This window comes from Herbaspirillum sp. B65 (assembly GCF_000333555.1).
Lineage (GTDB): Bacteria > Pseudomonadota > Gammaproteobacteria > Burkholderiales > Burkholderiaceae_D > Herbaspirillum > Herbaspirillum rubrisubalbicans.
Genome location: NZ_BADI01001219.1, coordinates 1 through 10,459, shown reverse-complemented (window position 1 = coordinate 10,459; position 10,459 = coordinate 1). Strand labels below are relative to the sequence as shown.

The 10,459-nt window shown below is 64.1% G+C and carries 10 protein-coding genes and 1 pseudogene; 2 read left to right on the top strand and 9 right to left on the bottom strand.

Translation table 11 applies throughout. From position 1 onward, the window contains the following. From I5W_RS28735 to hemN, 5 genes are all read right to left on the bottom strand, one after another. Positions 1 to 520: cbb3-type cytochrome c oxidase subunit I (locus tag I5W_RS28735; RefSeq protein ID WP_044531816.1), on the bottom strand; the 520-nt coding region annotated here is incomplete at its 3' end. A gap of 164 nt (positions 521 to 684) precedes the next feature. Further along, positions 685 to 858: a cbb3-type cytochrome oxidase assembly protein CcoS gene (ccoS, locus tag I5W_RS28730; protein WP_017451542.1), complete on the bottom strand. Its 174-nt coding sequence runs from the start codon at positions 856 to 858 to the stop codon at positions 685 to 687. Then, a complete protein-coding gene (locus I5W_RS28725; protein ID WP_044531815.1) occupies positions 858 to 3,374 on the bottom strand; it encodes a heavy metal translocating P-type ATPase in 2,517 nt (838 codons plus the stop codon). Before I5W_RS28725 ends, ccoS begins: the two co-directional genes overlap by 1 nt. Positions 3,375 to 3,376: 2 nt before the next feature. Then, positions 3,377 to 4,219, bottom strand: a complete 843-nt coding sequence (locus I5W_RS28720; RefSeq protein WP_044531814.1) for a sulfite exporter TauE/SafE family protein — start codon at positions 4,217 to 4,219, stop codon at positions 3,377 to 3,379. Positions 4,220 to 4,230: 11 nt separating this feature from the next. After that, a complete protein-coding gene (hemN, locus tag I5W_RS28715) occupies positions 4,231 to 5,682 on the bottom strand; it encodes an oxygen-independent coproporphyrinogen III oxidase (protein WP_017451539.1) in 1,452 nt (483 codons plus the stop codon). Positions 5,683 to 5,926: 244 nt separating this feature from the next. On the opposite strand from hemN, the gene I5W_RS28710 reads away from it, so the two are divergent. After that, positions 5,927 to 6,871 carry an SMP-30/gluconolactonase/LRE family protein gene (locus I5W_RS28710; protein ID WP_044531813.1) on the top strand — a complete coding sequence of 315 codons (945 nt, stop codon included), beginning with the start codon at positions 5,927 to 5,929 and terminating at the stop codon, positions 6,869 to 6,871. Positions 6,872 to 7,004: 133 nt separating this feature from the next. Next, positions 7,005 to 7,754: a hypothetical protein gene (locus I5W_RS28705; RefSeq protein ID WP_374702163.1), complete on the top strand. Its 750-nt coding sequence runs from the start codon at positions 7,005 to 7,007 to the stop codon at positions 7,752 to 7,754. 13 nt (positions 7,755 to 7,767) lie between these two features. Here the strand turns inward: I5W_RS28705 and yddG are convergent, their stop codons facing one another. The 4 genes and pseudogenes from yddG to I5W_RS28685 all read right to left on the bottom strand — a co-directional run. Then, positions 7,768 to 8,256, bottom strand: coding sequence for an aromatic amino acid DMT transporter YddG (yddG, locus tag I5W_RS32715; RefSeq protein WP_252717271.1), 489 nt, complete (start codon positions 8,254 to 8,256; stop codon positions 7,768 to 7,770). Continuing rightward, positions 8,253 to 9,170 (bottom strand): LysR family transcriptional regulator, encoded by a 918-nt coding sequence (locus I5W_RS28695; protein WP_252717270.1) that lies wholly within the window; start codon positions 9,168 to 9,170, stop codon positions 8,253 to 8,255. The genes yddG and I5W_RS28695 overlap by 4 nt, the downstream gene beginning before the upstream one ends. 23 nt (positions 9,171 to 9,193) lie before the next feature. Beyond that, positions 9,194 to 10,213: a histone deacetylase family protein gene (locus I5W_RS28690; RefSeq protein ID WP_044531812.1), complete on the bottom strand. Its 1,020-nt coding sequence runs from the start codon at positions 10,211 to 10,213 to the stop codon at positions 9,194 to 9,196. Beyond that, positions 10,213 to 10,459, bottom strand: a pseudogene (locus tag I5W_RS28685) (MFS transporter); the annotation flags it as partial. The gene I5W_RS28690 and the pseudogene I5W_RS28685, both read right to left, overlap by 1 nt.

The following is a 10,459-nucleotide window of genomic DNA, read 5'->3' as shown; positions in this document are numbered from 1 at the left end:
ATGTGCGGATGGCCACGGCGATGATGAAGGCGCCGTAGAACCAGTTGGCCACGTAGATGTGCTTGACCTTGCGCTTGATGAGGGTGCCGAAGAACACCACGGCATAGGCCACCCAGACGACGGCGATAAGGATGGTGATGGGCCATTCCAGTTCGGCGTATTCCTTGCCGCGGGTCAGCCCCATCGGCAACGTGATGGCCGCACCGACGATCACCAGTTGCCAGCCCCAGAAGGTGAAGGCCGCCAGGAAATCGGAAAACAGGCGCACCTGACAGGTACGCTGGACGACGTAATACGAGGTTGCCATCAGCGCACAACCGCCGAAGGCAAAGATCACTGCGTTGGTATGCAAGGGACGTAGGCGGCCGAAGCTTAGCCAGGGAATCCCCATGTTCAGTTCGGGCCATGCAAGCTGGGCGGCGATGATGACACCGACCAGCATACCGACTACGCCCCACAGGATGGTCGCCACGGTAAATTGGCGCACAACCGTGTAGTTGTAGCTATTTTCTTTGTTCACGAAACTCTCCCCACTATGTTGAGTATTGTTCAATGCGAGCTTACGGAACCTGCACCGGGCGGGGCATGACGTGTATCAAGTGGGGAGACGCTTGGGTATAACTCCGTGATTTCGTGCAAAAAAACAGCGCGTCCTACACCTGGTTCAGGACGTTCAAGCAGTGCTCAAGGGGTGTCCGAGCCATGCCGATCCGGCGTCGTATCGTCGTCGTGCAGGATGCGCATGGCCGGGCCTTCGAGGTCATCGAACTGGCCGCTGTCGGAAGCGCGGAAGAACACCCAGATCGCCAGGAAGACCAGCAGGGTACTCAAGGGAATGAGCAGGTAGAGCGCTTCCATCATGCACCTCCAACCAGGGCAGCTGGTTGCGCCGCGGCAGGCGCGTTGACAGCGGTGGCCGAACGCGAGGCCCGACTCAGGCGCAAGGCATTGCCCACCACCAGCAACGAACTGGCTGACATGCCCACGGCCGACATCCAGGGATCGAGCAAGCCGAAGGCGGCAGCCGGAATGGCCAGGAAATTGTAGACGCTGGCCCACACCAGGTTCTGCCGCACGATGCGCATGGTGCGCTGGGCCATGCGGGCACAGCCGGCCACGGCCTGCAGACGGTCGCTCATGATGACGGCATCGGCACTGACCTGAGCCAGCGCAGCACCCTTGCCCATGGCGAAGGAGACGTCACCGGCACGCAGCATGGCCGCGTCATTGATGCCATCGCCGACGATGGCCACCACCGCCCCACCCTGCTGCAATTGACGCACCATATCCAGCTTGCGCTCGGGCGTGCAGCCGGCGATCACCTCGGTGATACCGGTGGCCGCCGCGACCTCGGCGCAGACTTCCGGCTGGTCGCCGCTCAACAAAATGGTCCGCAGGCCCAGGGCACGGAAGGCAGCGACCGTTTCCACCGCATCCGGGCGCAGCGCATCGGCCAGGTCGAAGCGTGCCAGCCAGCCCTTCATGCTGCCCAGGTACACCGAACCGGCCCCCACTGCTGCCGGCAAGTTCAGGGCGCTGGGCAGGTCGCTGCCGGCAATCTCGGCCACGAAGTGACGCGAGCCGATGCGATGCGGCACACCGTCGATGACACATTGCATCCCGGCCCCGGTGACCGAACCCAGTTGCGCCACATCGATGGCGGCGATCTCGCGTCGTGCCGCTTCTTCCACCAGCGCCTTGGCCAGCGGATGAAGGCTGCCGCGCTCCATCGCTGCAGCCATGGCCAATGCCTGTTGCTGCGGTCCGGTACTCCAGAGTGCCGCCAGTTGCGGACGCCCCTGGGTCAGCGTGCCGGTCTTGTCGAAGACGATGGTATCGGCGCGCTGCAAGGTTTCCAGCACATTGCCGCGCACCACCAGCGTGCCTTCACGCAAGAGCCGGTCGGTGGCTGCGGCCAGTGCCGAGGGCGTAGCCAGCGACAGGGCGCAGGGGCAGGACACCACCAGCACGGCAATGGCAGTGGCCCAGGCGCGAGAAGGATCGATCATATGCCAGACCACAAAAGTGATCCCCGCCAACAGCAACAAGGCCACCACGAAGCGCGAAGCCACGATGTCGGCCCATTGCGCCAGCGCCGGCTTGCCCTGCCCGGCCTGCTCGGCCAGGCGGGTGATGGCGGCCAGGGTACTGTCGCGGGTGGCGCGCACCACGCGCAAGAGCACCGGCTGGCTCAGGTTGACGGCACCACCAGGCGCTTCCTGCCCGAGCTGGAAGGTTTGCGGCCGGCTCTCGCCGGAGAGCAAGGCCAGGTCCAGTTCGGCCACGCCTTCGAGCAGACAGGCATCGGCGGCGATGGTGTCGCCCGGACGCGCCAGGATGACGTCGCCGGCCTGTAGCTGAGCGGCGGCGACCAGGGTGGTTTCACGTTGCTGCGGGTATCCCGGCAGCAGCAGTGCCGAGGCCGGGAAAGCTTGCTGCATCCGCTCCAGCGCGCTGGCCGATTTGCGCCGGGCCGCCGTTTCCAGATAGCGGCTGGCCAGCAGCAGGAAGATGAACATGCTCACACTGTCGAACCAGATCTCGCCCTCGCCACGCCAGGTGGCAATGGCGCTACCGGTGAAGGCAGCAGCAATGCCGATGGCCACTGGCAGGTCCATTCCCGGCGCACGCGCACGCAGGCCGGCCCAGGCGCCGGTGAAGAAGGGCAAGGCCGAATAGAACACCGCGGGGATGGTCAGGAACAGGCTGGCCCAGCGCATCAGCGACATCATGTCGGGGTCGATGCCCTCATGCGTCATGTAGGCCGGCACGGCGTACATCATCACCTGCATCATCGACAGCCCGGCGATGAACAACTGACGGAACAGCCGGCGCCCGGCGCGGCGTGCCTGTTCGCCCTGGCGCAGTGGATCGAAGGGATAGGCGGTATAGCCCAGACCGCGCAGGCCGCGCAGCAGGGTCGAGGTCGGGCACAGTGCCGGATCGCGGCGCACATGCAGGCGCGCGCTGGCCACGTTCAGTTCGGCCATCTGCACGCCGGGCAGACGTGCCAGGTATTTTTCGATCAGCCAGACGCAGGCCGCGCAACGCAGGCCGTCGATGGACAGCACCAGTTCCTCGGCGGTATCGGTCTGGTCATGCGGTGTCTGACCAGCAGTAGTCGCTGGCAGATCCACCAAGGCCAGCTCGGGTGGCAGCAATTGTTCGGGATCCACACGGGCCGAGGGCACGGTGCGACGCAGGTAGAAATCCTCGCAACCGCTGTCCACGATCAGGCGGGCCACGCTCTGGCAGCCCACGCAACACAGCGCGCGTGTGGCGCCGCCGATATCGAGCAGCCATGTCTCCCCCGCAGGTATCGGTTGGCCGCAATGGAAACACAGAGTCCCCTCCCCGCTCCCTTCATTGCTCATGCTCAGACTCCATGCACGGGACTAACGCAGAAGACATCGATCCAGCCGCGTGCAATGCCCAGGCCACCGATCTCGGCGGCGCGCAGCAAACCCAATATTCCGAACGCCAGCACGATCACCCCGGCCACGCGCCTGACGACCGGGCGTGCCGCCAGTTGCCGCAAACGCGCCCCCGACAGGCCGGCCACCAGCAAGACCGGCAGCGTACCGGCACCAAAGGCCAGCATGGTCAAGGCGCCCTGCACGGCGCTACCGGCCATCAAGGCGGTCAACAAAGCGCTATAGACCATGCCGCACGGCAGCCAGCCCCAGAGGCTGCCCAGCAGCAAGGCCTTGGCTGGCGTATCGACCGGCACCAGGCGTGCCGCGTGCGGGCGCAGGCGGGCCCACAGGCCGCTACCCAGCTGTTCCATGCGCGACATGCCGGTCCACCACTGGGTCAGGTACAAACCCAGCAGGACCAGCACGAGATTGGTGATGACATAGGCCAGGGTCTGCGCTGGCGCCAGCCAGCCCAGCACATCGGCGCCCCGCAACAAGCCGGCGGCGATGCCGCCCGCCAGCGCGCCGGCCAGCGCATAGCTGGACAGCCGACCGAGGTTGTAACCCAGCACGCGCACCAGATCCTGGCCGAATGCCTGGACCTGGGCACTGCCAGCGATACGAATGGGGATGATGCGCGGCAGCGGATTTGCCGCTTGCGAGGCCAGCGCCGGGGCCAAGGCCGGAGCAGGAGCCGGGTGTGCCGGCGCAGCCGAACTGAGCGCGCCGACGATGCCGCCGCACATGCCGATGCAGTGGACGCTACCCATCAGCCCCACCAGAAAGATCGGTAGCAGGTTCACTTGCGCCCCGCTCAGACCGTCTGCGAATAGCGCTGTGGTGCATCCTTGTTCTGGCTGGCGGCCTTTTCGCGGTCCTGCGTGAGGTAGCGGTCGAAGACCATGCAGATGTTGCGGATCAGCAGCCGGCCCTTGGGCTCGACGGTGATCCATTCCGGCTCGATATTGATCAGGCCGTCGGCTTCCAGTTGCTTCAGCTTTTCCATCTCGCTGGCAAAGTATTCGCGGAAGACGATGGGATAGGCGATCTCCAGCGAGTTGATCGACAGCTCGAAATTGCACATCAGGCGCTGGATGATGAGCCGGCGCAAGACGTCATCCATGCCCAGCTGGATGCCGCGAGCGATGGGCAGGGTAGAATTTTCCAGGCGGGCGTAATAGCCGTCGAGGGTTTTCTCGTTCTGGCTGTAGCTGCCGCCCACGGCGCTGATGGCCGACACGCCGCAGGCCACCAGGTCGGTTTCGGAATGGGTGGAATAACCCTGGAAGTTGCGATGCAGGCGCCCCTGCTGCTGGGCGATGGCCAGGTCGTCGGTGGGCTTGGCGAAGTGATCCATGCCGATATAGACGTAGCCGGCGCCGGTCAACTGGCGGATGCACAGCGAAAGCATATCCAGCTTGCTGTCGGCGCTGGGCAGGTCTTCTTCCTTGATCTGGCGCTGGGTCTTGAACAACTGCGGCATGTGCGCATAGTTGTAGACGGCGATGCGGTCAGGGCTGGCAGCGATCACCTTGGCCAGCGTGCGCGACATGGACATCACATTCTGCTTGGGCAGACCATAGATCAGGTCGATGCTGACCGAACGGAAACCGGCCTGGCGCGCGGCCTGGATGATCTCCAGCGTCTGCTCCTCGGACTGCACGCGGTTCACTGCCAGTTGCACCTCGGGGTCGAAGTCCTGCACGCCCAGGCTGATGCGGTTGAAACCTTGCTGGCGCAGCTTGTGCACGCGCGCCACCGACACCGTGCGCGGGTCGATCTCGATCGAGTATTCGCCCACGTGGTCGGGCGCCAGCGTGAAGCAGTGGCGGATATGATCCATCAGGTCGGACATTTGTTCATCCGACAGGTAAGTGGGTGTGCCGCCGCCGAAATGCAGTTGCTCCACCTGGTTCATGCCGGAAAACAGCGAGCCCTGCATACTGATCTCGCGCTTGAGGTAGCTCAGGTAGAGCGCAGCCTTGGCGCGGTTCTTGGTGACGATCTTGTTGCAGGCGCAGTAATAGCAGACGGTGTCGCAGAATGGAATGTGCAGGTACAGCGACAGCGCGCGCCAGGCACTCATGTTGCGACGGTCGGACACCGCATGAAGGTAGTCGGTCACGGCGAAGTCGCTGGAAAACCGATCTGCCGTGGGATAGGACGTATAGCGCGGGCCACGCTGATCCATTTTGCTCAGCACGGCTTTGTTCATGCCGGCAAGACTGGTGGATGGATGCAGGATAGACGGATGGGCGGCTTGCATGGATGCTCCTGGCCGGCTGCCACGCCGGACTGACGCGGCGCGCACATGCGCTGGGCCGCGAGCCCACCGGGCGAGCTGGTATTGACTGGAGTTTGCAGGATAGCTACATCACGGCCTGCTCGCATTGATATGCATCAAAGCGCAGACTGCGGCCTGCTCGGCTGACGATTCCTGCATCAGACCGGCAACAGGTATCATCCCAGGCTGGCCGCCAAGCCATGCACAAGACCAACCAGGAGAGACGATGAGCGCCCCATCCCCATCCTATGTCGCTACTGCTGCGACACCCTACGAACACCTCGATCCGCGCTTTGCCGCCCTGGTAGTGCCCAGCGCCCGGCTCGACTGTCTGCACAGCGGCAGCCGCTGGACCGAGGGACCGGTCTACCTGCCCGCCACCGATGAAGTGATCTGGAGCGATATTCCCAACAATCGGCTCATGCGCTGGTCCGAGGGGGCCGGCGCCGGTACCTTCCGCCAGCCATCCGATTACAACAATGGCAATACATTGGATCGTGAAGGTCGCATCGTCGGCTGCCTGCACGGTGCCCGTGCCGTGGTGCGCACCGAGCACGATGGCAGCCGCACGGTACTGGCCTCGCACTGGCAGGGCAAGCGCCTCAACTCACCCAACGACGTGGTGGTCAAGTCGGACGGCTCGATCTGGTTCACCGATCCGGCCTACGGCATCGACAGCGACTACGAAGGCCACAAGGCCGACAGCGAAATCGGTGGCTGCCATGTCTACCGCATCGATGGCCAGAGCGGCCAGCTCACGCTGGTCAGCGATGACTTCGAACGCCCCAACGGCCTGGCTTTCTCGCCGGACGAAAAACTGCTCTACATCGCCGACACCGGCCGCACCCACCGTCCCGATGGCCCGCACCACATTCGCGTCTTCGAGGTCGGCGGCGATGACCGCCTGGGCGGCGGTCGCGTCTTCGCCACCATTTCTCCTGGCCTGGCCGATGGCTTGCGCCTGGATGAACGCGGCAACGTCTGGACCAGCGCCGGCGATGGCGTCCATTGCTATGCCCCCGATGGCAGCCTGCTGGGCAAGATCTTGGTACCGGAAGTGGTCTCCAACGTCTGCTTCGGCGGACCGCGCAACAACCGGTTGTTCATCACAGCCACCAGCTCGCTTTATGCCATCTACCTGGCCGTGAATGGTGCGCGCCGGCCGCGTTGACAAGACGATATCCGCGCAGACAATGCGCCGAACTGATGTGGCGCAAATGTCACGCTGCCCTGTCCACCACAGCTTTTTATTACCCACGAGCACTGTTGTGCTTTACGGCAACTTACACCACCCCTAGGCTGCGATGGACGGCTCCTACCCGTCCGGCCAGCTTCCATTGGCCGACCAGTCCATCTTCAATCCCGGGGGATTTTTCGTGCAACGTTTACCACTTTCCTGCATCTGTCTCATCAGCCTGGCTGCACTTGGCAGCACCGCCCACGCCGCCAATCTTGGTGTCAGTGGCGAGGTCGGCACCACTGGTGTCGGCATCCACCTGAGCGTGCCGCTGGCGCAGCAGCTCAATGCCCGTTTCGGCGTCAACTATTTCGACTATTCGTTCAACTCCAGCACCAAGGATATGAACTATGACGCCAAGGCCAAGCTGCGCACCTTCGATGCGCTGCTGGACTGGTTCCCGTTTGACAACGGTTTCCGCCTCTCGGGCGGGGTGGTCTACAACGGCAACAAGATCGATGCCACCGGCAAGCCCAAGGCCAATGGCGTCTATACCATCAATGGCAACGTCTATACCGCTTCCCAGGCTGGCCAGGTCGATGGTCGCATCGATTTCAAGAAGTTCGCGCCTTACCTGGGTCTGGGCTGGGGCAATGCGGTGGCACCCGACAAGGGCTGGGGCTTCACGGCTGATCTGGGCGTGATGTTCCAAGGCAACGCCTCGACCTCGGTGAGCAACTCCGGTTGCAACGCCCCGGCCGCCCTGTGCGCCCGCCTGGCCACGGACGTGGCGGCGGAAAACGCCGAACTGAGCGACAAGGTGCATGGCTACAACCTGTACCCGGTGCTGCGCGTGGGCGTGAGCTACAAGTTCTAAGCACGCCTTTTCACTACTTTCGATGCTCGGCCACACCGGCCTGCCCGCCTGAAACCGGGCGCTTGCCGCGTGTGGCCTGCCAGCACAGGATAGACCCGCCACACACCAGCGCCGCCCCGCCCCAGAACGAAGCCGGCAGTGGCGCCCGCAAGAGCAGCGCCGACAATGCCGAGGAAAACACCGGAATGAAATAGGACGCCCCGGCCAGCAGCGTCACATTGCCGTGCAGGATGCCCACGTTCCAGGCGGCATACCCCAATCCCATAGCCGCTGCAGCCAGCACCAGATAGACCAGCGCCGGCAGGCTCACGACCAACTCACCGGCATGGTCACCCAGCAAGAACTTCCCCCACAGCGCCAGCGCTACCAATATGAAGAAAGGTGTCACCCCATTGCTGCCCTGCGCAAGCGCGGCGGTCACGGTGCAATAAGCCGCCCAGATCAGCGCGCCGACGAAAGCCAGGCCATAGCTCAAGGGATTGTCCCTGCAGTTGACCATCATGCCGGCCAGGTCCAGCCCCTGGTCCCCGCCAGCACGCAGCAGATCCCCAGCATGGAAAGAATGAAACCCGGCACCACCAGCAGCGTGGCGCGCTGCCCGCCGAAGAGGATCGCGATCAGGTGTTCCGGCAAAAAGCTCAGTCCCACGCCGGCTACCACCATGCGCCGGATTTCTTCCACATGCGGCGAGGTGCCGGCAATGTGGCCGGTGAAGCCTTGCTGGTCGCGAAACACGGTCAGCGGGGAAAGGGTGTCGCCCAACTGGTCGCTGGCAAAGCAGACGAAATTCTGTACCAGCAACTCGGCCATGCTCACGCTGCGCTGGGCGAACAGGGGATGATGGCGGCCACACACCAGCACATAGCGATGCCGCAGAAACAGCCGGCGCTCCAGCTTTTCCACCGGCTTGCGACACAGGCACAAGCCCAGGCCACTGCTGCCCTTGGCCAGGGTGTCGAGGATGGCGGCGCTTTGCATGACCTCGATGCGAAATTCCACGCGCGGATAACGGCGGTGGAAACGCGCCAGGAAATCATCATAGGCCGCGCTCTGCACCCGGCTCATCAACAATAGCCGCAGGTGGCCGGCCACGTCCTCGCCGGCGTGACCGGCGGCGCCATCGATGCGCGCCACCATGCCATACATCTCGCGCGCCACGGCGTAGATTTCCTCCCCCAGCGGCGTGAGGCGGAACTCCCCGTGACGGCGATGCAACAGTATCCCGCCCACGGCTTCCTCCAGGCGCCGCAGCGCCTGGCTGACTGCGGGCTGGCTCAGGCACAAGCTGCTGGCAGCACGCCCGACACCGCGCTCCTGGACCACGAACATGAAGGTTCGTAACAGGTTCCAGTCCATGCGTTCCGAGGAGAGCGGCGACAGGGGCGGGCGAGGGCTGGCGGAGGAGTCGGGGCGCATGATTGGCGATATGAAGGTTTCTTTCAGCAAGACTCCAGTCCGGCAAAGAAGCGCTCGGCATTGGCCTGCAATCCGGCAATATGGTACCCGCCTTCCTGCACCACCAGGGTGGGTAGCCCGAGCGCCGCGACTTCACGCCCCAGCCGCTCGAAGCCGGCCGTGCTCACGCCCACTACCGATTGCGGGTCGTCTTCGAAGATGTCGAATCCCAGGCTCAACACCAGTACCTCGGGCTGGTACAGCGTGATGGCGCGGCAGGCCTGGGCCAGGCGCTCGAAGAACACCGCCTCCGGCGCGCCGTGCGGCATGGGCAGGTTCAGGTTGTAGCCATGGCCTTCACCGCTGCCACGTTCGTCTTCAAAGCCGGCCACGACCGGATAGAAATTTTCCGGGTCGCCATGGATGGAGACATACATCACGTCGCGCCGGGTATAAAAGATTTCCTGGATGCCCTGGCCGTGGTGCATGTCGGTATCGAGCACCAGCACCCGAGAATAGCGTTCGCTCAGCATCTGCGCGGCGATGGCGGCATTGTTGAGATAGCAAAAGCCGCCGGCCGCGTCGCGCCTTGCATGATGGCCGGGCGGGCGGCACAGGGCATAGGCGCGCGGCTGGCCATCCAGCAGTGCCTGGGCACCGGCAATGGCGCACTGGGCCGACCAGTAGGCCGAGTGCCAGGTCTGCGGCCCCACCGGGCAACTGCCATCGGCGAGATAACGCGCCGCCTTGGCCAATACCCCGCGCAGGGCATTGGGTTGACGCACGAAGATGTTGGATATCACTTCCGGCCCCCAGTCCTCGGGCAAGGCCATCCACTGCGCATGGGCCTCCTGCAGGAATTGCAGGTAATCCAGCGCGTGCACTGCGCCAATGGCTGCGGCTCCGGTATCAGGCGGCGGCTGTACCTCGAAGCCCAGGCGCGTGGCCAGTGCAGCCAGTTGGTCCAGGCGCTCCGGGACTTCCTGCGGCACGCGCATCTTGCCGCGCGAATAGTAGCTTTGCGGATGATGCAGTTTCTGCTCGGGGTGGTAAAAGGTTTTCATCAACCCTCCTGTGCGGCCATGCCGTGCTGCAACGAGACCTGGCGCTGGCGGCCCAGGCGCGCCACGCACAGCATCGACAGCAGCGAAAGGCCCGAGAACAGCAAGGCCAAGGGCCACCAGTGGCCCTGGAATTTTTCCGCCAGCACCGTGCCCCAGCAGGGAGTTAGACCACCGAAGAGGGCGCCCGAGACCTGGTAGGCCATGGAGATACCGGTATAGCGGATGCGGGTGGGGGAGGCATCGCTG

What these genes read in the sequence shown, in the direction of transcription:
- I5W_RS28690 (WP_044531812.1), bottom strand. Translation starts at nt 10,213, where the DNA reads ATGAAAACCTTTTACCACCCCGAGCAGAAACTGCATCATCCGCAAAGC.
- I5W_RS28710 (WP_044531813.1), top strand. Translation starts at nt 5,927, where the DNA reads ATGAGCGCCCCATCCCCATCCTATGTCGCTACTGCTGCGACACCCTAC.
- ccoS (WP_017451542.1), bottom strand. Translation starts at nt 858, where the DNA reads ATGGAAGCGCTCTACCTGCTCATTCCCTTGAGTACCCTGCTGGTCTTC.
- I5W_RS28705 (WP_374702163.1), top strand. Translation starts at nt 7,005, where the DNA reads ATGGACGGCTCCTACCCGTCCGGCCAGCTTCCATTGGCCGACCAGTCC.
- hemN (WP_017451539.1), bottom strand. Translation starts at nt 5,682, where the DNA reads ATGCAAGCCGCCCATCCGTCTATCCTGCATCCATCCACCAGTCTTGCC.
- I5W_RS28695 (WP_252717270.1), bottom strand. Translation starts at nt 9,170, where the DNA reads ATGCGCCCCGACTCCTCCGCCAGCCCTCGCCCGCCCCTGTCGCCGCTC.
- I5W_RS28725 (WP_044531815.1), bottom strand. Translation starts at nt 3,374, where the DNA reads ATGAGCAATGAAGGGAGCGGGGAGGGGACTCTGTGTTTCCATTGCGGC.
- yddG (WP_252717271.1), bottom strand. Translation starts at nt 8,256, where the DNA reads ATGATGGTCAACTGCAGGGACAATCCCTTGAGCTATGGCCTGGCTTTC.